This window comes from Labilibaculum sp. K2S (assembly GCF_030372765.1).
GTDB lineage: Bacteria > Bacteroidota > Bacteroidia > Bacteroidales > Marinifilaceae > Labilibaculum.
Map to the genome: position 1 here is coordinate 35694 of NZ_JAUCMW010000006.1, position 24816 is coordinate 60509.

Here is a 24816-nt window from a genome sequence, read left to right on the forward strand (position 1 = left end):
TCTTGAGATGTTATGCTATTTCAATTAGTACGTCATCCTGAAGTACGCTATCGCCAACTGCAACCTTTATGGCTTTAACGGTTCCTCCTTTTTCGGCTAACACATTATTTTCCATTTTCATCGCCTCCATCACCAAAAGAGTATCTCCCGGGTTGATAGAATCACCAACTGCAATGTTAATTTTAATAATACTACCTGGAAGTGGTGCCTTTACTGTTGAAGCTCCGCCTCCACTTTTTTTGATGCTACCTTCGCCAGGTTTGTTAACAACCGGCTTGCGAACCAATCTTGGAGTTTTTGATGATTTGTCTGCAACATGCACATCAACATCATAACTCGTTCCGTTCACTTCAATTTTGGCACTCGATCCTTCAAAATCTTTGATTTCAACATCGTATTCCTGCCCTCGTATTGTAAATTTGAACTTCTTCATTTTGCTTATCTTGGTTGATTCATTACTCCATAAATTTTAGAACTCCATGGAGAATAATTCTTAGTAACTTTTTTAATTGTAATGATATTGCTTTCATCATCGTGATTCTGGTTAAAGTGCATATGCAAGGCCATTGCAATTGCAGCATTAACACCTCCCTCGATGCTTAAATCATCAGTTTCAGAGTCAGATCGGCCTTCTCTCACCAACTTTTTTCTTAAGTTAAGATGTAAGAGTTTCGGCAAATTGACAAAAACAATTACCAGTAGTACCAATGCAATAAATACAATGGAATAACCTACAATGGCAACAGTCCATCCACCTTGACTTCCTATAGATAAAATATTCATCAACATAGAACGTTTTTTTTATAATGGAATATTAGAATGTTTTTTAGGTGGATTCATTTGCTTCTTAGTCTGAAGAGACTGGAATGCGCGAATCACTCTGAAACGTGTATTACGTGGCTCAATTACATCATCGATATAACCATATGATGCTGCATTGTATGGATTTGCAAATGCCTCGTTGTACTCAAGCTCAGTTTCTGCGATGAATTTTACTTTTTCATCATCTGACAATTCAGCCATTTTTCTTCCGTGAAGTACTTCGATTGCACCTTTTGCACCCATAACAGCAATTTCGGCTGTAGGCCATGCATAATTCAAATCACCACGAAGTTGCTTACAAGACATTACATCATGAGCACCACCGTAAGATTTTCGTAGAGTAATAGTTACTTTTGGAACTGTAGCTTCTCCATAAGCGAACATTAATTTCGCACCATGAGTAATGATACCGCCAAACTCCTGACTTGATCCAGGCAAGAAGCCAGGAACGTCAACCAAGGTTAAAATTGGAATATTGAAACAGTCGCAGAAACGAATGAATCTGGCCGCTTTTCTTGAAGACTCAATATCAAGTACACCAGCAAGGAAACTAGGCTGATTGGCAACAACACCTACAGACATTCCACCCATACGAGTAAAACCTACGATAATATTCTTTGCATAATGACGGTGAACTTCCAGGAATTCAGAATCATCAGCAATCGTATAAATTACATCCTTCATGTCATAAGGCATGTTTGGATTTGCAGGAATGATTTCATTAAGGACATCATCCATTCTATCGATTGGATCTGAACAAGCTGCAATTGGAGCTTCTTCCAAGTTATTTGACGGCATGTAAGATAACAACTTACGAACAATCATGATCCCTTCTTCTTCATCTTCTACCATGAAGTGAGATACGCCTGATTTGCTTGCATGCATTTTGGCACCACCAAGATCTTCAACAGAAATATCCTCACCAGTAACCGTCTTAACAACCTTAGGACCAGTTACAAACATGTATGATTTCTCTTCAGTCATCATGATGAAATCGGTAAGAGCCGGAGAATAAACAGCACCACCTGCACAAGGACCAAAAATTGCTGAAATCTGAGGAATAACTCCAGAAGCCATAATATTTCTCTGGAAAATCTCAGCATAACCTGCCAAAGCAGTTACACCTTCCTGAATACGAGCTCCTCCTGAATCATTAAGACCCACAACCGGCGCACCCATTTTCATTGCCATATCCATGATTTTACAAATTTTCTGAGCGAAAGTTTCAGATAACGATCCTCCAAAAACAGTAAAATCCTGAGAGAATACGAATACTAAACGTCCGTCGATTGTTCCCTGACCGGTAACAACACCATCGCCTAAAAATTTCGTTTTCTCCATACCGAAGTTAGTACAACGGTGCGATACAAACATGTCAAATTCCTCGAAACTTCCTTCATCAAGAAGCATATCGATTCTTTCACGAGCTGTAAACTTGCCTTTCTTGTGTTGAGATTCTATTCTTTTCACACCTCCGCCAAGCTTAGCCTCTGCTCTTAAATCAATTAACTTTTTAATTTTATCCTGACTAGCCATAACTAATTGAGTTATTATTATTTATTGAGTATTCCTTATTTATTGCCACAAATTTCAGTCAGCACACGCTGAGTTGATTTTGGATGTAAAAATCCAATTTTTAAACCTTCTGCACCATTACGAGGTGTTTTATCGATTACTTCACAACCAGCTTCCTGAACATCAGTTAATGCTTGCTGAACATCTTCAACTGCGAATGCCATATGATGCATTCCTCCACCTGTTTTCGCAACAAACTTACCTATCGGACCTTCAGGATCTGTAGATTCCAACAATTCAATTTTGGTATCTCCAACTTTAAAAAAAGCTGTTTTAACCTTCTGATCAACTACTTCTTCAACTGCATAGCATTCTAATCCTAAGACTTTCTCGTAGAAGGGAATTGCTTCTTCTAAACTCTTTACTGCTATACCGATATGTTCAATATGGGATGGTTTCATTATAGATATATTTTAAATTAAAGGTTACAAAAATATCGATTTGAAAAACGGTAATCAATGATCTGTAACATTATAAAAGTTGTTTTTCAACATGTATTAAAAACTGCAAGTTCTCACTTTCCTCCTAATAATCAAACAAATAACAAAAAAACTACTTTCTTAAATTCTTATTTAGAAATCACATCAGTGCAAACCTTTGCATAATTAAGTGAATCCATATAACACTTCCTGCATTTGCGAGATCAAAGAAAATCTCTTTTCCGATAAAACAGAAATATATTTTGCTATTCCTCAACATATCTGAACACAGAAATATTTTCATTGTTTTTTAGGCAATCGGGACAAAAATCAAACCCGCAGATGACCGGATGCTGCAATTCCTTTTTGCATTCAAATCACTAAAGAGTAATTCTACGAGCTTAGAGGATCCATTTTGTTACATTGTATAAAGTCTTTTACCTATATTTGCATTTTGAAACCGGTTTCAACCATTATTATAAATTTCATAAGTAGACTCTAAGATGATACTATTCTTCAAAAAAGACGAAGTACACTTTGTTATTCAGACAACTAACCAATTGAATGTATTGGATTTTGAAAAGCTTTCCTGGCTATTCGGAGATGCCAAAAAGATTCAAGAAGATGAGATAGAGGGATTTTTTATTGGCCCAAGAAAGGAAATGATTACTCCTTGGAGTACAAATGCTGTTGAAATAACCCAAAACATGGGAATTTCAGGAATTTTGCGAATTGAAGAATTTCATAAAGCGGAAAACGAAAAAGCAGCATACGATCCTATGCTGCAAGCTTCCTATAAAAAAATTGATCAAGACATCTACACCATTGAAAAGCAACCTGAAGCAATTGTAAATATTGAAAACATTGCTGCATACAACCAAAAAGAAGGTTTGGCTCTTAGCAGTGAAGAGATTGATTATTTAAATGGAGTTTCAGAAAAAATAGGCAGGAAATTAACTGACTCCGAAGTGTTTGGTTTCTCTCAGGTTAATTCGGAACACTGTCGTCACAAAATATTTAACGGAGTGTTTGTAATTGATGGTGAAGAAAAAGAATCTTCACTTTTCCAGTTGATTAAAAAAACCTCCCAATTAAATCATAACAGAATTGTATCTGCCTATAAAGACAATTGTGCGTTTTTAGAAGGACCTAAGATGGAACAATTTGCTCCTGTTACTCATGATAAAGCAGATTTCTTTCAAACCAAAGATATTAACACTGTAATTTCGCTTAAAGCGGAAACACATAATTTCCCAACTACAGTTGAACCATTTAATGGAGCTGCAACTGGAACCGGAGGTGAAATCAGAGATAGAATTGCAGGAGGAAAAGCGTCAGTTCCTATGGCAGGAACAGCTGTTTACATGACTTCCTATCCTAGACTGGAAGCTTCCCGTTCATGGGAAAATGCTACTGATGCCAGAAAATGGTTGTACCAAACTCCTGAAGAAATTTTAATTAAAGCATCGAACGGAGCCAGTGATTTCGGAAACAAATTCGGTCAGCCTCTTATTTGTGGTTCTGTTCTTACTTTCGAACACTTCGAAAACAATAAAAAATACGGTTACGACAAAGTAATCATGCAGGCCGGAGGAATTGGCTATGGCAGATTCGAACAAGCTCAAAAAGATGTTCCTGAAAAAGGCGATAAAGTAATTCTTTTAGGTGGTGACAACTACAGAATTGGAATGGGCGGTGGAGCTGTTTCATCTGTTGCAACCGGTGAATTCACAAACTCTATCGAGTTAAATGCTGTTCAACGTTCAAATCCTGAAATGCAAAAAAGAGTTTGCAATGCGATTAGAGCAATGGCTGAAATTGACGAAAATCCTATTGTTTCAATTCATGATCACGGAGCGGGTGGACACTTAAATTGCTTGTCAGAATTGGTTGAAGAAACCGGTGGTAAAATTGATTTGAATGCTCTTCCTGTTGGTGACCCTACCCTTTCAGCTAAAGAAATTGTAGGTAACGAGTCTCAGGAAAGAATGGGATTGGTTATTAAAGAAAAAGATGTTGCGCTTTTAACGCGTATCGCAGATAGAGAAAGAGCTCCTATTTATCAGGTTGGTGAAACAACCGGTGATATGAGATTCACTTTTGAGGATAAAAAAACAGGACAAAATCCAATTGATCTTGGTCTTTCTGAAATGTTTGGAAAACCACCAAAGACAGTCTTAACGGATTCAACTTTAGATGAGAAATTTGAAGCTGTTGAATACGATACCAATAAAATAGAAGAATACATTGAAAATGTTCTTCAATTGGAAGCTGTTGCCTGTAAAGATTGGTTGACCAACAAGGTTGACAGATCGGTAACCGGTAAAGTTGCTATGCAGCAATGTGCTGGTCCTCTTCAATTGCCTTTGAATAATCTAGGTGCTGTAGCAATTGATTTCCAAGGTGAAAAAGGAATTGCAACCTCTATTGGTCATACACCAATTGCTGCTTTGGTAAATTCCGAAAATGGCAGTCGCCTATCTATTGCCGAATCATTAACAAATATGGTTTGGGCTCCAATTGAGCAGGGACTTAAAGGTGTTTCATTATCTGCAAACTGGATGTGGCCTTGTAAAAATGCCGGTGAAGATGCCCGTTTGTATCAGGCTGTTCAGTCAATTAGTGATTTTGCCATTGAATTGGGAATCAATATCCCAACAGGAAAAGATTCACTTTCCATGACCCAAAAATATGGAAAAGACGATGTTGTTTATTCTCCTGGAACAGTTATCATTTCAACTGTTGGCGAAATAACCGACATTAATAAAATGATTTCTCCGGTACTGAAGAATGAAGCTGGTTCTCATTTAATATATATGGATTTCTCGAAAGATGATTTCCAATTGGGAGGAAGCAGTTTTGCTCAGATCGTAAATAAATTAGGAACACAGACTCCTGATGTTAAGGATTCAAAATATTTTGCAAAAGCATTTGAAACTCTTCAGCAATTAATAGTAAATGGCAAAGTACTTGCCGGTCACGATATTTCGGCTGGTGGTATGATTACCGCATTGTTGGAGATGTGTTTTGCAGACAACAGACTTGGTGCTGATATTGATCTTTCATCGATTGACGAAAGCGATTTGGTTAAAGTATTGTTTAGCGAAAACCCGGGTGTTATTTTCCAGGTGAAAGAACTTGAAACTATTTCAAAGGATCTTGCCGGTAAAGGAATTAAATTCCATGTAATTGGAACTCTCGGCAAAGCCGGAAAAATGCAAATATCAAAAGATGATCAGGTTCTTAATCTTGATATCGCCTCCTTACGTGATCTTTGGTTCAAAACTTCTTATCTTTTGGATAGAAGTCAATCAGGCAAAGAATTGGCTTTGGAAAGATTCAAATCTTACAAAGAGAATGAACTGGAATTCAAATTCGATGAGAACTTCACAGGGAAATTTAAACAATTCGGAATTGATCCAAAAAGAAAAGAAAAATCAGGTGTTAAAGCCGCTATTATTCGTGAGAAAGGTGTAAACGGAGATCGTGAGATGGCCTGGATGATGCATTTGGCAGGAATGGACGTTAAGGATGTTCATATGACTGATTTGATTGCCGGACGTGAAGATTTATCGGACGTGAACATGATTGTTTTTGTTGGAGGCTTCTCTAACTCCGATGTGTTGGGTTCTGCAAAAGGATGGGCCGGAGCATTCCTTTACAATGAAAAAGCTAAAAAAGCTCTTGATAATTTCTATGCTCGAAAAGATACTTTAAGTCTTGGAGTTTGTAATGGATGTCAGTTAATTTCTGAACTGGGATTAATTTATCCTGATCATGAAAAACATCCAAAACTTCTTCATAACGAATCACACAAATTCGAATCGGGATTTGTAAGTGTATCAATTCCAGAAAATAACTCAATTATGCTTTCGTCTTTGGCCGGAAGTAAATTAGGTATTTGGGTTGCTCACGGGGAAGGTAAATTTGATTTGCCATACGGACAAGACAAGTATCAGATTCCTATGAGATACAATATTGATCAGTATCCTGCCAATCCAAACGGCTCGCCATTTGCAACGGCTGCAATATCATCAAATGATGGCCGCCATTTAGCAATGATGCCTCACCTGGAAAGAGCAACTTACCCTTGGAACTGGGCTCATTACAATGAGAACCGTATTGATGACGAAGTTTCACCATGGATTGAAGCATTTGTGAATGCGAAAAAATGGATCCTGGAACACAAATAATATCAATAACTTAAATATAGAATACCTCCTTTTCAAGGGGGTATTTTTTTTGCCGGTGAGCGAAGTAAAAACTATTGCTTTTTTTCATAACTTGTGACAACTAACAAAATCACAACTTATATGAAACATTTTTTACCCCTTATTGCCATTCTGGGATTAACATTAGCGTGTGCCCCACCTAATAAACTTGCTTCCGCTGAAAAAACGCAAGACCCAATCCAAAAGGAAAAACCAATTCACATTGAAAAACAAATTGCCCCTGGTACTTGTTCTCTTGTAATAAGTGACTTTAAATTTTTATCAGAGAACAATAAATTCCTGCTAAACGGAAAAGTAATTTCCATAAAAGCTTATGGTGCAGGCTTTATTTCAACTTTCGAAAAGGAACAAAGCATTCAAATAAAAATTACAGAACAACAATTTATTGATTTGAAATCTGCAAAAAGCATTTCTTGTTTAATATCCAGCATCGAAGGAGTGCACAACACGCCCCTTTACAAACTGGTAGATTATAAATCAGAAATAAAACAATAGGATTAATTTCAATTTAGTCCTTACCTTATAACTATTGGTTCCTGGAATACAGGAGAACTGCCCCAATTGGACTTTGGAATTCAGTTCTGCTTGTTAATTAAATGATTAAAGCCATGAAAAATCTCCAACTTAATAAGGAAACTTAATTTGCAGGTATTCTGCATTATAATAATCAAAACATATGAAACGTCCATGTATAAAGCTTTCTGCACACAGGGAGATGGTTGCAATCTGAGTGTTCCATGTGACAAATAAAAATCAAATTATAAACAGATGAAATCAATTTTCACCATATTACTCGCATTAGCGATTTCCTTTACAACGCATGCTCAAAACAAAGGATTAACAGCAAAGAAGCACTCAAATATTGGAGTGAAGGATATTGTGATAACAGAAAAAACGTACAACGAATTAACCAATAGAACACTAAACAAAAGAAAGCTGGCTAAAATTGCTGATAAAGAAGCAGGAAAGCCAAAACGGGCCGATGATCCTATCGCAAGAGCCCAATACGAAAGAAATATATTAAAAAATCCTCTTACGGGACAGATCCCTTTTAACATTAAAGAACTGGAAAAGGCATATGTCCTTTCCTCAGCCTCAGGTTTACAGAGCAGATTAAAAACAGGAGGCTTAAGCTATACCAATAGCGGACCAAGAAATGTTGGCGGAAGAACCAGAGCTTTGGCTGTAGACATGGCAAATGAAAACACAATACTGGCAGGAGGAACAACCGGCGGAATGTGGAAATCAACGGATAACGGAGCTAGCTGGACTCGCACAACAAAGCTTGAAGACCACCCAAGCGTAACTTCGATTGCGCAAGATCCTGCCAATACATCAACTTGGTATTATACCACCGGAGAACTCATTGGGTCAGCAGGTACAGATGGTGCCCGATACCGGGGAAATGGTCTGTTTAAATCTACCGATAACGGCGACAACTGGACATCTTTAGCCTCTACCGCATCCAACACATCTGAAATATTTGATGCTTTTGATTATGCCTGGAATATTTGCGTTGACCCGAACAACAGCGATGTATATGTTGCAACTGCTGATGGTATTAAACGTTCTACAGATGGAGGAACTACATGGACTGATGTTATCGCGTCAGATTCCTATTACGAAGACATTATCTGTACTCCAAGCGGGATTAAGTACGCTTCTTTAAGTGCCGATGGTACAACAAAAGGAATCTACAGATCCTCAACGGGAAATTTAAATGAATGGGAAGACATTACTCCAAGTGGATTTCCTGCAAGTTATAACAGAGTGGTACTTGCACATGCACCAAGTAATACGACCAATGATATTGTTTATATTTTAGGTGAAACAATAGGAGCAGGTTTTCAAGATCACAGTTTTTGGAAATTGACTTATAATTCTTCAGCAGCAAGTCCGGCAACATGGGTAGACCGGTCGCAAAATCTACCGGAAGGTGGCGAGGGAGACACAGATGTAAATGGTTACGACTCTCAGGGTTCTTACAATATGGTAATAAAAGTTGCTCCGGATAATGAAAATATGGTTTTTATCGGCGGAACTAATCTGCTTCGTTCCGATGATGCTTTTGCTGCAAAAGCAAGTCCTTTAAGTGTTGGGAAATCGACTGATGAATCAAAAACCTACTGGATTGGAGGCTACGCTACCGAAAATAATATTAGTCAGTATCCAAATCATCATCCGGATGTACATGCATTAGTATTTAAAAATGATCATGCAACCTTATTATGTGGTCACGATGGTGGTATAAGCATTACGAACAACTATAAACAAACCGACGATACATTTTCTGAACCAGAATCGGAAGGAGACAAAAGCATGCCTGTTGATTGGGAGTTTCTTAACAATGGCTACCTAACAACACAAGCTTATACAGTTGCTGTCGATAACGACATAAGATCAAACAAAGTATTACTTTCCGGATTTCAGGACAACGGTACCTGGCTTGCTGAAACTTCCGATTCAGATAAAGATTGGTTAGCCTGGGGTTCTGGTGACGGCAGTTACTGCAGTATTTTTAATTTGGGCAACAGCCTGCTCACCTCATCGCAAAGCGGCACCACCTACCTTGAAGATAACGTTACTGATGAAGCAAATTACTATTGGACACGTGTCGATCCTGAAGGAGCAACCGGACAATTGTTTATCAATCCTTTTGTGGAGGATGCCAACAACAGTGAAATTTTATACTATGCTGCAGGACAATACATCTGGAGAAATTCCAATGTATTTGAAATTCCAAAACTACAACCCAATGAAGCCAATATAAATTGGGAAAAACTAGATATTTCAAAAGCAACCGGAACTGTTTCAGCTATGGAATCTTCTACCTACCCATCTCATATTTTGTATTATGGAACTTCGGCAGGAAAAGTATATAAAATTGAAAATTCTCACTCACAATGGGCAAAGAAAACGGACATTACAGGAACAAATATGCCATCTGGTAATGTAATATCTATTGATGCTAACCCTCTAAATGCAGATGAAGTATTGGTCGGATTTTCCAATTACGGAATTGAAAGTATCTTCCTTACAAAAAATGGCGGAGTTAATTGGACTGCTGTCAGTGGAAATTTAGAAGAAATAAATGGTGAGAATAATGGTCCGTCTGTAAGATCGGTTGCATTTATGGTTTCGCCTACAGATACTACTTATTATGCGGGTACCAGTACCGGTTTGTACAGTACAACAAAGCTTGAGGGAAGTTCTACTATCTGGACACAGCAGGCAATTAACCAAATCGGAACCAGCGTTGTTTCAATGATAAAAGCCCGTAGAGATGGATTCTTTGCTGTTGCAACTCATGGTAATGGGGTATTTACTGCAGATGATGATTTTAGCTCGGTGGCTCCTGTTGCATTAATTGGAATGACAAAAGATTCTGTGCAAATTGGAGAATCGGTTGATTTCATGAACCGAAGTATTGGCGATGGGTTTACCAAATGGGAATGGACTTTTGAAGGAGCAGAAACAACTACTTCTGCCGACGAACATCCCCAGGCAATTGTCTACAAAACTCCCGGCGTTTATCCAGTGACATTAACTGCAACAAATGCAGCAGGTACAAATACTCAAACAATTGCTGCTGCAATTATTGTAAAAACTGTTGGTGCTAAATTTACCGCCAGTGCAACAAATGTTAATATTGGTACGCAAATTACATTTACCGATCAGACCATAGGAACTCCCACTTCATGGAACTGGAGTTTTCCGGGCGGAACACCTGATAGTTCAACAGAACAGAATCCAGTTGTTACATACAACACTGTTGGTACATTTGACGTATCATTGGTTGTTAGTGATGCTGAGTTTAATGATACAAAAATTAAAAAAGAATACATTACAGTTATTGATGCCGATGATTTTGATGATGATTTGCTGTACAATATAGACGCTGAATTTGAGGATCAGTTGACTCAATATATATTTACCGGTAGTAATGATGGCTATATAACAGGACAAACAAACTTGAAAATTGATCAGTACGCTGAGAAATTTGAGATGATAAATCCTAATTTAAATGCAGTTATGCAGGTGAAAATTATGCCATCTGTATTGCAATCAAATTCTACTGATCCGCATATAATTATTAAAATTTGGAATGGATCCAGTGAACCTACCGATGAAGTTTACTCTAAGGCTGTTCCTTTTTCTGAATTAGTAACAGGTGAATTTAATGACATAGAATTAGCTTTCCCAGTAGCAGTGAACAAGGATTTTTTTGTTGGATACGAAGTATTATACGAAATGCCCGTTGATACATTTGCTCTTGCCCACCTGCCCTTCCAAGCAGATGCTGCGTGGGATAATACCGCTTATATGTATTACGATAATGCATGGAAATCATATAACGAAGTGTTTGGTCAGAATACCTCTCTTGCCATAAAAGCCTTGGTTGGGTTTAGCGATATTGCAACCGGAATTGAAGATAAGTTAAGCTCAAATGAAGTGGATAAATTAAAGATCTACCCTAACCCACTGGTGTACAAAAGTAATGTGGTCTTCCCTAACAAAACCAATCAGAAGTACCGGTTGGTGGTTGTGGATGCAAGTGGCCGGGTGGTTCGGATCATTGAAAACATAACAGGAAACAACGTGATTATAAACCGGGAACAATTGAAACCCGGTGTGCATATCATCAACCTTTCGGGCGAGAAAATATACAAGGGAAAACTATTGGTGAAATAATCACCTTCCCATATACATTTGTAAAAGGCTGTCTGATAAGGCAGCCTTTTTCATTAATCCAATTATTTTTAATCATTTTCCTAATCTATTTATCCTTTTCACTTCTTCTTTTAGTTATTATACATTTCTTCTTAAGTATTTTTAGTAATTCATTCTGTTTAATCAACAAATCCTTCTTCTTTTTCCTTATTTAAGCATTCAATTTTATGAATGCTTTAAGTATTTTTATTAATTCATTCTGCTTTTTAATCAATTTATTCTGTATTTTAGATAAAAGATTATTTAAAATACATAAACAGTTATCAATTCGATTAGCATTGCAATACTAAAAAGATCAAAATATGAATTCGACGAAGAACAATGTTCCCTTTAGTATCCAGAAAATGATCAAAAATTATCTTAAGGAACAACATATTACGCCTACGCAGTTGGCTCGACGCCTTAGTATGCGGCCCATTTCTGCACATCAAATGCTGGAGCGGCCCACAATGCAGGTAGACCGGCTTTGGAGTATATGTTTAGCACTGGATGTAAATATATTTCAGGCTGTAGCAAATGAGCTTGATATTGAACATTACCATCCAAAGGTTGACCAACTTAAAAAAGAAATTGAAGCCGGTAATCAGCAGATTAATGCTCTGAGAAAGGAATTGGAACTTCTTACGCATGAAAATAATACACTAAAAGAAGTTATTGGTTTGCTGCGAAAATAGTTTCATTTCAACATCAAAACTCATCTTACAAAACAGTTTTTTTTTAAATTTATTCTCTATTCATCCCCTGACACAGTCGATTTTCCAACGGACAGAGGATGACAGGCTAAGATACAAAGCAGGCTTTTAAAATTAAACTGGAAATATTTTAAATCTATTTACCCCATAAAAAAACACCAAAGCCATATTGTTTGGCTGTGGTGCTCTTTTTAGGAATATTTTGAATATCTAACTACTCAACTGATCCAACAAACTATCCTCATCATCAAAAGTAGAATCTGAAAAATTTAATGCTGTTTCGATAATCGCCAAGTGGGAATAGGCTTGTGGAAAATTCCCAAGCATGCGTTTCGATACAAAATCGATATCCTCAGCAAACAAACCCAAATGATTTGAATAGGTTAACAATTGATCAAATTTCTGTTTTGCCTCCTTCTTCTTGCCTATTTTATACAAACTGTTTATCAACCAGAAAGAACAAATTGTAAAAGCTGATTTTGGTGTTCCAAAATCATCCTTGTTTTTGTACCGATACATTAAACCATCATGCTCCAATTCAGCTTGAATGGTTAAAACGGTCGATTTATATTTCTCATCCTTGGCATCGATAAAACCATAACTCTCCATTAACAATACCGAAGCATCCATATCCTCAGAGCCATAAAATTGCGTAAACGCCTGCTTCTTTTTACTCCAGGCCTTTTTCAGGATATCTTCTTTCACCGAATGTCGAAGAATGGTCCACTTTCCTACATAATAATCGCGCTTCAAAAGAGTTGCAATTTTAACCGCCCGGTCGAAAGCTACCCAACACATCACTTTACTAAAGGTGAAATGAAGACTTTTACCACGAATTTCCCAAATTCCCCGATCCGGCTTTTTCCAATTCTCCTCTACAACCTTCACAATGCTTCTTACAATGGTCCATAATTCCTCACTATGGTCGAGAGAATTTTCAAACATTTCAAAATGCTGATGAATCAGATCCACCAAAATTCCATAAATATCATTCTGCTTTTGCTTATAGGCAGCATTTCCAACGCGAACCGGTTTCGACCCTTCATAACCTGCAAGATGTTCCAACTCATATTCCGAAAGCCTTTTCTCACCATTAATACCATACATGATCTGAATTTTCTCATTCTTCTCAGGAATAATATCCATAATAAAATTCAGGTATCGTTTTGCTACATTAAAATGCCCCAGTTGAGTCAAAGTTTTAACAACCATAGAACCATCTCGAATCCAGCAAAAGCGATAATCCCAATTCCGGACTTCTCCTATGGTTTCTGGTAAAGATGTTGTTAAAGCAGCAAGAACGGCTCCACTTTTCTGATAACTTAATAATTTCAAAACCAAAGCACTTCTACCGGCTTCTTCGTTGTATTTAGGCAGTACTTTTGTTTTTTCACTCCAATTCAGCCAATATGTTTTCGTGCGCTGCAATTTTAAATAAATTCGGTCAAGTGTTTGATCCAATAACTTCTGGTTGTAACTCACCTGACAAAATTCATCTTTTTCCAATTCAATGACTTCCTGATTCAAAATATCGGAATCATTAAAACTCGAATACAAATACAAGGAATCGTAATTTCCTGATGCTGTATAGGATTTTATAAATTTCTCTCTGGACAATTTATTTTTGGTCGTATTTCGAGCATAATCGAGTTGCGGATTGTATTTAATCCTAAATTTAGGTTTTCCATAAACCAACCGAAAATAACGAATTACATCAGGAGGCATATAGTAATCGTTTTTCTCTGTTACATATCTGGGCATAAAATCCAATACTTCAAAAACTCCATCAATACACTCAAACCTTGTTTTTAAAATATTTGTATTTTTTCCATATTCCTGTGTTATGTCAATTGCATTCTCAGGCAAAATCTCAAAACTCCCACCTTTACTCTCATCCAACAACTTAGCAAATGCCGAAGACGAATCGAATTGTGGTAAACACACCCAATCCAACGACCCCTTTTCTGAAACCAGTGCCGCACTTCTACAATTTCCTATTACCCCGTAATTTAAATTCTTCATAAAAAAATGCTATTTTAGAGCTTAATCATAAAAACTCCTCGGAAAATAGAGATTTTCCATGACTTTAGACTGTTTTTAAACCAAAATTTAAATTTCCTTTTATGAATAGAATTCACATTGTCTCCAACAGACTCCCTTTTAGTATTAACGTAGAAAATGACAACATCGAATTAATTCCGAGTGTTGGCGGGCTTGCAACAGGAATGAGGTCGGTTTACAAAGAATACAATGGAAAATGGATTGGCTGGCCGGGATTACCCAGTGATGATCTTGACGATCAGCTTACTGCAAAAATTGAAGAGGAATTAATTAAAGAAGATTGTGTATCTGTTCATCTGTCAAAACAAGAAATAGATTTGTACTATGATGGTTTTAGTAACCGGACTATTTGGCCTCTATTTCATTATTTTGCGCAATACATTGATTACGATCATGAATTATGGGACGCTTTTGTAAGTGTGAATCAAAAATTTGCTAATAAAGCACTGGAAACTATAGAGGAAGGTGACACCATTTGGATTCACGACTATCAACTATTACTGGTTCCTGAAATGATAAAATCAAAAAAGCCCGGCGTTACCATTGGTTTTTTTCTTCACATCCCCTTTCCTTCGTTTGAAGTCTTTCGAATTTTGCCTTGGCGAAAAGAATTGATACAAGGTATGCTGGGTGCTGATCTGATAGGTTTTCATACTTTCGATTATCAAAGACATTTTTGCAGTTCAGTACGCCGTTTAATGGGTTACGAAATTTCATTCAACCAAATTCACATCGAAGACCGGATTATACTTGTTGATTCCTTTCCAATGGGAATTGACTACGATAAATTTAGAGATGCTGCAACTCAAACATTTCAAAAACCACTTCAGGAAAAATCAAAACTTCATCGTGAGCTGGAAAAATATTTTCTGGTTTCCCCTGAACGAAAGCTGATTCTCTCGATCGATCGCATGGATTACTCGAAAGGAATTCCGAACCGTTTACGGGCTTTCTCAAAATTCCTGGAAAATTATCCTGAATTTATAGGCAAAGTAACACTGATAATGCTTGCAGTACCATCTCGCGGAACTGTAGATCAATATATCAACCTTAAAAGAGAAGTGGATGAATTGGTTGGAACTGTAAATGGAAAATTCGGAAGCATTAACTACACACCAGTTTGGTATTTTTACCGTTCGTTACCCTTCGAAAACCTGATCGAATTATACAGCTCATGCGATGTTGCTCTGGTAACACCTGTGCGCGATGGAATGAATCTGGTTGCGAAAGAATATGTAGCATCAAGAACAAATAGAACAGGGGTTATCATTTTAAGTGAGATGGCAGGCGTTGCCAAAGAAATGGGTGAAGCTCTGATTATTAATCCTAACAATATCAATGAAATTGCAAACGCCATAAATCAGGCCTTAATCATGCCGCTTGATGAGCAGCGGGAACGGATGATCTTTCTTCAGGACAGGATAAAACGATATGATGTTTTCAAATGGTCCAGTGAGTTTGTAAAATCTTTATCAAAAGTTGAGAAGATCCAAAACTCCTACTATGCGAAGAAAATCAGTACTAAAATCATGGAAAATCTTACGTCGAAATACCATTCTTCCGAAAAAAGAGCCATATTCCTTGATTACGACGGAACGTTAACTGGTTTCAGATCGAACCCGAATGATGCAAAACCGGATGAAGAACTTCATAAAATTCTTTTCAAACTGGAAGAGGATCCTCGTAATGTAATTACAATTATAAGTGGCAGAGATAGAGATAGTCTGGAGAAATGGTTCGACGGACACAAAATCAATTTAATTGTTGAACATGGTGTTTGGCTTAGAAAAAATCAAAAAGAGTGGAAAATGCTAAGCAATGCTTCGGATGTATGGAAACCGAATATTCGTCCTACTTTAGAAACCTTTGTTGACCAAACACCAGGGTCTTTTATCGAAGAAAAAAACTATTCTCTGGTTTGGCATTTCAGAAAAGCAGAACCTGAACAAGGAGAACTTAGAGCTAATGAGCTTAGAGATGAATTAACCACGATGATCGCCAATCACAACCTCGAAATATTAGAAGGAAATAAAGTTATTGAAGTAAAAAGTGGTGGAATAAACAAGGGGATTGCCGCTATGCAATTTCTTAAAAACCAAGATTTTGATTTCGTAATGGCCATAGGAGACGACTGGACTGATGAATACATGTTCCGTGAACTTCCGGAATCGGCTCATACCATAAAGGTTGGACTTAAAAACACAGCAGCAAAATACAAAGTTGAATCTGTTGCTTCGGTTCGAAAGTTACTCTCAGACTTCATTAATTAGTTAAAAACTATTAGCAGGCGGTAAATTCTCATTTACCGCCTTTTTAGCTTTTCATGAATCTTAAAAGAGCATTATTACATAGAAAATCGACAAATACTATTCCTGTTCTTTAAAATTCGTATAATTTTGCAACGAAATAAAATGAAATTCCCTAATTTCGCACGAACCAAGATTTTTAATAATGCTATACAAACAGTTCGATTATTTAGTAATCGGAAGTGGACTGGCTGGTTTATATTCAGCCTACTATGCTTCCCGCTTTGGGAAAGTTGCCATTTTAACAAAATCGAAGATTAACGTTAGCAATTCATACTACGCTCAGGGAGGCATTGCTGCTGTCACCGATCCTGAAGATTTCCCTCAATATCATTTAGAAGATACTTTAACCGCAGGTCGTGGTTTGTGTGACCTTATTCCTGTGGAAATTCTCGTTAACGAAGGACCGGATCGTATTCAGGACATAATCGATTTGGGCATGCAATTCGATAAAGAGAACGGCAAACTGGCTTTGGGACTTGAAGGAGGACATCACCGAAGGCGGATTCTTCATGCCGGTGGTGATTCAACAGGAAAAGAAATGACTCTTTTTTTGATTAAACAAGTAGTGAACAATCCCAACATAGAAATATTTGAAAACCATATGGTTTTTGAATTGCTTGTTGAAAATAAAATTTGTGCCGGAGCAAAAAGCTACAACATCACCGACAATACCAATCTCCTAATTGAAGCTAAAAATACAATTCTTGCTTCGGGCGGAGCTTCTGCTGTTTATCAAAGAACAACAAACCCGCACACTACGGTTGGCGATGGAATCAATCTGGCTTATAAGGCCGGTGCCACAGTAGCGGATATGGAATTCATTCAGTTTCATCCCAGTTCGTTTTATTCTAAGGAAGGATATACATTTCTGATTAGCGAAGCTGTTCGTGGTGAAGGTGCTCATCTTTTAAATTCAAAAGGAGAACGGTTTATGTCGGCAATTCATCCTTTAGCCGAATTAGCTCCCCGCGATATCGTTGCCCGATCCATTTTCAATCAGATGAAACAAAGCGGAAGTAATCATGTGATACTTAACCTTAAACATCTGGATGGAGAGAAAATAAAAAATCGTTTCCCGTCCATTAATAAAAATTGCGAATCATCAGGCATTGATATGACTCAGGAAATTCCGATTGCCCCCGCAGCTCATTATATGGTTGGAGGAATTAAAACCGGAATACATGCTGAAACCAATATATCGAGACTGTATGCCTGCGGGGAAATAGCTTCATCAGGAGTTATGGGAGCCAACAGACTTGCTTCAAACTCATTGCTTGAATGTTTGGTTTTTGGTAAGAGAGCTGTCGATCATGCCAGAGAAACTACTTTGCTTACCGATCCGTTTCCCTTGAATCAGACCGAGCTGCAGATTAATGCAGATTTGGAACAATCATTCCTCAATCATTGCAATGAAATTGCAAATGAGATGAATTTGAAGGCAGGAATAGTCCGAAACCATAAAGAATTGACGGAAGTTATTTCACTTTTAGAATCAATCGAAAACAGTTTTCCTTTTGAAACTTATGAATATTACAGTGTTCGTTTGCAAAACCTTATAAAAGTATGTCATCTGCTAACCACTGCCGCATTGGCAAGACAAGAGAGTCGCGGAGGTCATTACAGAGAGGATTTCCCAAAAGAAAGATCAAGATTCCTTACCCACTCTATTCAACAAATCAACAAAGAAATTTATTTTGTTCCTGTAGATCATCGATCTCAAGATTAAATTATCAGATATGAAAGAATCAGGATTCAACGTTCAGGAAATTGAACTCATCATTAATCATGCTTTTCAGGAAGATATAGGAAGTGGCGATATTACCACAAATAATATAGTACCCGAAAATACCTTAGCCACAGCAAGTATGACTGCAAAAGCTGATGGAATAGTTGCAGGTATAGACATCGCCGAAATGGTGTTTCGTAAATTGGATGCAAATTTAAAGTGGAATCCCAAAATTAAAGATGGGGATCGGGTAAAAAAAGGAGATGTTATTCTTGAAATAAAAGGAACATTCAGGGCTCTTTTAACCGGCGAAAGATTAGCCTTGAATTTACTACAAAGGATGTCGGGTATTGCTACCGAAACAGCTAAATATGTTACCGAAGCCAAAGGGACAAAGGTGAAAATACTGGATACAAGAAAAACAGTTCCCGGCTTACGGACATTCGACAAATATGCCGTTAAAATGGGCGGAGGAACCAATCATCGCATTGGTTTATATGATATGGTAATGATTAAAGACAATCACATTAAGATTGCCGGAGGCATTACCACCGCTGTTGAACAGGTTCGTAAAGCCATTCCTTCGGGTATTAAAGTGGAGGTGGAAACAACAAACTTACTTGAAGTTAAAGAAGCTGTTACTGCGGGTGCAGATATCATCATGCTCGACAATATGAGTAATAAATTAATGAAAGAGGCTGTTGACTTTATTAATGGCAAAGCTTTGGTAGAAGCATCTGGAAATATGAATTTGGAAAGGATTGCCGGAGTTGCCAAAACGGGAGTAGACTTTATTTCAATTGGTGCTCTCACCCATTCTGTAATTGCATTAGATATCAGTCAAAACATTATTCTTTAGTATTACAGGAAGAAATATTCAAAATTGAAACTCTAAACAATTTGATGGTATCTTAGCTTCGTATGCAAATACTGCAGATGAAGGAAAACTTGGGTCGTCTATAATTAAGAATTTGAGTGTGAATATTTTTTCCTGCAAAAATATTCCAACACAATAAAAGGGCTGTAAAAAAGCAATTCATTTTTTCTCACAAATTGTGTCTGTTGTATCAACTATTAATTCAGAATTAATCTAAATAAGTTACTCTCTGCCATTCCAAATCAATTTACACATCAACAAAGGAATTCCGACTTGATTTTTTTTCACAAAGTACTTAAACACTACCAATTAAGGTGAAAAATCCCTGAATCAACTTCAACTAAATCGATCTATTAATATTGGAAATTGGTTACGTATTACTCACAATCTTTATCCAATTCAAAGCACTTTTTTACAAAATAAAAACAAAGTGTCTAATACACTCTGTTTGTCATCTATCAAAATAATAATACTATTATTTCAGTCAAAATTATTCTAATTAATATTACTATATTTCGACTCATTATTAGACAATTATGAATAGACAATGCCAACAAAAAAAACTCAAATAATTAAAACAATCCGATTTAATAATAGCATCCAAACTTAAGATCCAAAACTACAATGCAATTTCCCCTACCACTTGCTTTGCTTTTTTTTATTTCGTTCTCCAACACTCTATTTGCAAATAGAGTTTCAGATGACGTAAAGAATCAGGATAGTATTAAGATAGAACAATATCTAACCAAATCGAGGACGTACTATACGGTAAAAACTGATAGCGCAATCTATTTTTCAGATAAAGCGTTACAACTATCCCTGAAAAGTAATAATCAGAAATTGATCATCAATTCGCAGATAGAATGTTTTTACAATTATTCTGTGAACAGAGATCTGACAAATGCAAAAGAAGCTCTTGATGAAGCCAAATCAACCGCATATATAATAAATGATTCTTTAAGCATTGGCAGAGTACATTCCTGTTTAGGATACTATTATGTATTGGCCAGCAAATACGACAGCGCAATCGCCCAATACAATAAATCTTTGGAAATATGCGAGTCACTCAAGGACAACAAAAATAAAATTCATAATCTTATCGGACTCGGGGAAATATACTATGAAAGAGGTGATTTAGAATTAGCACTGAGTAAATATGTAGAAGCGTTTAAATTTGAAGAGGTAAAGTACGACAATGATACCAGACTAAGTCTTCTCATTAACATGGCCAATATTTATTCCGATGAGAATCAAAGGAAGAAGGCAATATCCTATTACAATCAAGCCATGGAAATCGCAATAGAGCTAAAGGATGAAGACACTCTATCCGTTCTTTATAATAATTTAGCAATTATATACCAGAACAATTCAGATTACAATAAAGCATTACTGTTTTACGAGAAAAGTCTTGATATCGATAAAAAGGCAAATAATAAGGCAGGCATTGCATTGTGTCTGAATAATATTGGTGAAAACTATTTTAAAATGGGGAATACAGATAAGGCAATTGTATTCCTGCGAGAATCGTTATACACCAATCGTCAATTACATCTTGAAACTGAAATTATTTATAATCTTGAAACTTTAACTCGGGTTCACCTAAGTTTGGGTAATTTCAATCAGGCTTACACCTATCTTGACGAAGGAATTTCCTTGACTAAAAAATTAAAAACAATTGGTAAAAGAAGTGATTTATTAAAGCTCCTTGCCGAATATTACAATAAAACAGGGAAATACCAAAAAGCTTACTCCTCTATGCTAGCATACAACGCTCTCAAAGATAGCATACAACAAAAATCAAGAACAGATAAGATAGTAGAACTTCAAACGAAGTTCGATTCTGAAAAAAAAGAGAAAGAGAATGAAATTTTAAGAGTGAGAAACCAATGTACTCAAGAAAAACTGGAACAGGAAAAAATGAGAGCGAAATACCTTTATATTTTCTTTTTCTTAGCTCTTGCTGTTATCTTTCTAATAGTTATCCTTTTCCGCTCTAAAATAAAGATAAACAACCAAATAAAAATTATAAACGGCAAATTGGAAGATTCTAATTCCAAATTAAAAATCATGAATGCTACAAAAGATAGATTCTTTTCAATAATTGCTCATGATTTAAGATCACCTTTTAATGCCATATTAGGATTTTCAGAACTGATAAAATCGGAAGCTAGGAGAGGAAAAAATTTAGAGATTATAGAAGAGTATAATGTCAACATTAACGAATCTGCAAACAGTTTATTTACACTACTTGAAAATCTTTTACAATGGGCTAATGATCAACGTGGAATCCTTGAATTTACTCCAACTCAAATTGATTTATATGAATTAATTCAATCCAATCTTACAATTTTCAAATTAAAAGCTGCCGATAAATCAATAAAATTATTTTCAGATATACACCCCAATACGGTGGCTTTTGGTGATATAAACATGGTAAATACCATAGTTAGAAACCTAATTAGCAACGCATTAAAATTTACAGGCGAAAATGGCGAAATATTTCTGTCTTCCGTAATAGACGGTGATTTCATTCATCTTTCAGTAAAAGATAATGGTATCGGAATTAGTAAAAACAATCAGGATAAGCTCTTCCGATTAGATTGTAACTTTACAACTATCGGCACTAAGGAAGAAACCGGAAGCGGTCTGGGTCTTATTCTCTGTAAAGAATTTGTAAAGAAAAACGGCGGTGAAATTTGGGTTGAAAGTGAAGAAAATAAAGGAAGCAAATTCATTTTCTCCTTAAAATCAGCCTAAATTATTTTAATCTGATATTATAAGTCAATTTCTACTCCAGAATTTGACTTTTTTTTTCATGTTCAACATTAAGAACTTATATTTGCAAGCTTAAAACACATTTACATGGAATTAATAAGCATATTTTTTCTTGCCCTTGGACTATCTGTTGACTCATTTGCGGCTTCAGTATGCAGCGGGTTGGCGATTAAAAAGATTCATTTCTTTCAGGCAGTTAAAATTGCTTTTTTTCTTGCCGTATTTCAGGGAGGAATGCCAATTATAGGTTGGTATACCGGTTGGGAATTTAAAGATTCAATCAAAGATTTTGATCATTGGGTGGCCTTTATTCTGCTCGCAGGAATGGGAAGCAAAATGATCTATGAAAGTATAACGGCAAAAGATAAAGATTGCTCTTTCAACCCCTTAAAATTAATTGTTCTTTTAGGTATTTCATTAGCCACAAGCATAGATGCGTTGGTGGTTGGATTAAGCTTCGCCTTTATCAACATAAGCATATGGCTTCCTGCTATTGTTATAAGCATTATAACCTTTGTTGTTTCGATGCTTGGAATGTTGCTGGGTAAAAAAATCGGCATTAAATTAAGCCGGAAATTTGAAATAGTTGGAGGTATTGTTCTAATTCTTATTGGAATACGAATTTTAATCGAACATTTATTTTTTCAAACTTAAATTTCCCCTTTAGCTTTTAACTCACTTAAAAGCAGACTAAGAGTTTTTACGCCTTTAGCCATTGCCGGAGCTGAAATTGTAGCTCCGGAAATTCCATCAATATCTTTTCCAAATTCCATCTCCTCTCCTCCTATTTTTCCAATAAACTGCTTCAGCCACGATTTCGCCATAATCTCGCCACCATAGGAAGATCTGTAAATTAGTACCACTACTTTTTGAATTTCCAGATTTTCATTGAAAACAACCATATAATCGAAAAAATCGTTCTTTCCTTTTGATGACGCAAAACAAGCAAAACCCATTAATTTATCCGCTTTCTTTAGTGTACTCAAATTTACATCTCTTACCCCTTCACAATTAAAAGCATCCAAATTTAGATTGTCAATATCATCCATTATCAAATCTTCAGCGGGGAATATTTTCTGAACTTCTTTATCAATTTTTTTCTGTATGGATTTAGGAAAATCACTTCCATTTGCAGCAAATGTTCCGCAAATCAACACCAAAATCAATAGTTCCCGAATAATACCCCGAAATCTTTTCATCAACAAATCTCCTTTACTTGAAAAACCTCAAAGCAAAATGGAAATCCAAAATGCTTTGAAGCAAAATATTTTAATTGTCTCCGATCTAGAACCAAACGCCTACACCAAAATTCACAAAATTATTTTTCATATCATTACCATCTTTAGACATTTGGTAATCAGCTTTCACCACTGCACCCTTAGCCAAATGATAACTCAATCCAAAGAATACTTCTTCCCGATCGTAAGCTTTGTTTGCTGGCATGTTCCCAGCTGTTTTATGATGTGTGTTATAATTTTCGTAGCGTACAAATGGAACCAAAGCCTGCTCTTTGCCATGCAGCAGATCATATCCGGCTTCCAGATAATATCCCTGCATCTGCTTTCCAAGATCCTTACCTGTTTTATCATTATATGCTGCCACATCACTAATAAAAGAATGAATGTACTCACCTTTTAACTGCAAAGCGTTCACCTTGTAACGAACATCCATTCCAAACATGCTTATTCCAACTCTGGTTGAATCAGCAACTTCCTCAGCAAAATCATCATTCTTATCCAATCCATTGAAAGCAGATGACTGAGTTTTTCCGAAATATCCTGCCACACCAATATTTAAGCCTTTCACTCCGTAATAATCCAGTTTAGCCGATAAAGAAGGTGATGTAAATGTAGATTCAGCGCCTTTCTGACGACCTTTTCTAAATCCATCAGAACCTCTAAGAACACCCGTACCATTGTATCCAATAAAACCATTCAATACATACAATTGATACTTTACAGGAAATGAAGGCATACGTCCGCTAAGTCCAACTCCAATTTCGCGCCATGTAGTTGGAACAATGCTGTTATCCACACTCGGGCGCTCTACGCCGTTAAAAGTAGTTGGTTCGTGATATTCGTTTACAATACCCATTGGCACCAACATTAAACCTGCCCTCAAACTTGTGTTTGGACGAACATTATAGTTTAGAAATGCTTGCTCAACGTACAATTCCTTTACGTGTTCGTATTCAATTTCGGTAATGAACGAAGTCTTATCATTAAATTGATATCCAAAAAACAATACCATTCTGTGAACATCCATATCTCCATTGTAACGAGTGTTACCACTAATTTGCTGATTGTAATGAACCTCGCCATATCCACCAATACTTAATTTCTCATCTTTAACTCTGTCCAAAATAGTTGTTCCAATACTTTTTGGTTCCTGAGCATCCTGTGCTTTTGTTGTAAAAAAAGCAGCAATCGCAGCCACAAATAGTAATCCTTTTTTCATCAGTTTAAAACAATTAGGTTTTAGTTTTTCTGCTCGAATAACAAGCATTATTTCGACGACTAAATTAGACTAAGTCTTAATAAGCATAAATACCTACATGTTGGTATTTTTAGACTGTGAGCTCTTTTATTACTGATATA

Annotated in this window: 16 protein-coding genes; 9 read left to right on the forward strand and 7 right to left on the reverse strand. The window is 36.5% G+C overall.

The features are described 5' to 3' along the window. Positions 1–10 precede the first annotated feature (10 nt). The 4 genes from QUH73_RS09420 to mce are packed head-to-tail and all read right to left on the reverse strand — an operon-like array spanning position 11 to position 2798. Complete coding sequence (locus tag QUH73_RS09420) at positions 11–433, reverse strand: biotin/lipoyl-containing protein (protein ID WP_289530185.1); 423 nt, start codon at positions 431–433, stop codon at positions 11–13. A gap of 5 nt (positions 434–438) precedes the next feature. After that, a complete protein-coding gene (locus tag QUH73_RS09425; RefSeq protein WP_289530186.1) occupies positions 439–789 on the reverse strand; it encodes an OadG family protein in 351 nt (116 codons plus the stop codon). 12 nt (positions 790–801) lie between these two features. Continuing rightward, entirely contained in the window at positions 802–2358 is a 1557-nt protein-coding gene (locus tag QUH73_RS09430) for an acyl-CoA carboxylase subunit beta (protein WP_289530187.1), read from the reverse strand. A 35-nt stretch (positions 2359–2393) separates the two neighbouring features. Further along, positions 2394–2798, reverse strand: a complete 405-nt coding sequence (mce, locus tag QUH73_RS09435) for a methylmalonyl-CoA epimerase (RefSeq protein WP_101261400.1) — start codon at positions 2796–2798, stop codon at positions 2394–2396. 521 nt (positions 2799–3319) lie between these two features. Here mce and purL point away from each other — a divergent pair. From purL to QUH73_RS09455, 4 genes are all read left to right on the forward strand, one after another. Continuing rightward, positions 3320–7009, forward strand: coding sequence for a phosphoribosylformylglycinamidine synthase (gene purL, locus QUH73_RS09440; RefSeq protein WP_289530188.1), 3690 nt, complete (start codon positions 3320–3322; stop codon positions 7007–7009). A 120-nt stretch (positions 7010–7129) separates the two neighbouring features. After that, positions 7130–7543, forward strand: coding sequence for a hypothetical protein (locus QUH73_RS09445; RefSeq protein ID WP_289530189.1), 414 nt, complete (start codon positions 7130–7132; stop codon positions 7541–7543). 273 nt (positions 7544–7816) lie between these two features. Next, a complete protein-coding gene (locus tag QUH73_RS09450) occupies positions 7817–11740 on the forward strand; it encodes a PKD domain-containing protein (RefSeq protein ID WP_289530190.1) in 3924 nt (1307 codons plus the stop codon). 341 nt (positions 11741–12081) lie between these two features. Beyond that, a complete protein-coding gene (locus QUH73_RS09455) occupies positions 12082–12453 on the forward strand; it encodes a hypothetical protein (RefSeq protein WP_289530191.1) in 372 nt (123 codons plus the stop codon). A 228-nt stretch (positions 12454–12681) separates the two neighbouring features. Here QUH73_RS09455 and QUH73_RS09460 read toward each other — a convergent pair whose 3' ends face one another. Then, the gene (locus QUH73_RS09460) at positions 12682–14493 is read right to left on the reverse strand and encodes a glycoside hydrolase family 15 protein (protein WP_289530192.1); all 1812 of its coding nucleotides are present in this window, start codon (positions 14491–14493) and stop codon (positions 12682–12684) included. 101 nt (positions 14494–14594) lie between these two features. On the opposite strand from QUH73_RS09460, the gene QUH73_RS09465 reads away from it, so the two are divergent. The 5 genes from QUH73_RS09465 to QUH73_RS09485 all read left to right on the forward strand — a co-directional run bounded on the left by QUH73_RS09465 (position 14595) and on the right by QUH73_RS09485 (position 22873). Then, a complete protein-coding gene (locus QUH73_RS09465) occupies positions 14595–16802 on the forward strand; it encodes a bifunctional alpha,alpha-trehalose-phosphate synthase (UDP-forming)/trehalose-phosphatase (RefSeq protein WP_289530193.1) in 2208 nt (735 codons plus the stop codon). Between the two features lie 181 nt (positions 16803–16983). Next, on the forward strand, positions 16984–18567 hold the full coding sequence (gene nadB / locus QUH73_RS09470; protein ID WP_289530194.1) for an L-aspartate oxidase: 1584 nt from the start codon (positions 16984–16986) through the stop codon (positions 18565–18567). Between the two features lie 10 nt (positions 18568–18577). Further along, positions 18578–19426: a carboxylating nicotinate-nucleotide diphosphorylase gene (gene nadC, locus QUH73_RS09475; protein ID WP_289530195.1), complete on the forward strand. Its 849-nt coding sequence runs from the start codon at positions 18578–18580 to the stop codon at positions 19424–19426. Positions 19427–20068: 642 nt separating this feature from the next. Further along, entirely contained in the window at positions 20069–22201 is a 2133-nt protein-coding gene (locus QUH73_RS09480) for a tetratricopeptide repeat-containing sensor histidine kinase (RefSeq protein WP_289530196.1), read from the forward strand. A gap of 105 nt (positions 22202–22306) precedes the next feature. Next, positions 22307–22873: a manganese efflux pump MntP gene (locus QUH73_RS09485; RefSeq protein ID WP_289530197.1), complete on the forward strand. Its 567-nt coding sequence runs from the start codon at positions 22307–22309 to the stop codon at positions 22871–22873. Here the strand turns inward: QUH73_RS09485 and QUH73_RS09490 are convergent. After that, positions 22870–23418, reverse strand: a complete 549-nt coding sequence (locus QUH73_RS09490) for an FMN-binding protein (RefSeq protein ID WP_289530198.1) — start codon at positions 23416–23418, stop codon at positions 22870–22872. The genes QUH73_RS09485 and QUH73_RS09490 overlap by 4 nt on opposite strands. 85 nt (positions 23419–23503) lie before the next feature. Further along, positions 23504–24676 (reverse strand): hypothetical protein, encoded by a 1173-nt coding sequence (locus tag QUH73_RS09495; RefSeq protein ID WP_289530199.1) that lies wholly within the window; start codon positions 24674–24676, stop codon positions 23504–23506. Positions 24677–24816 lie beyond the last annotated feature (140 nt).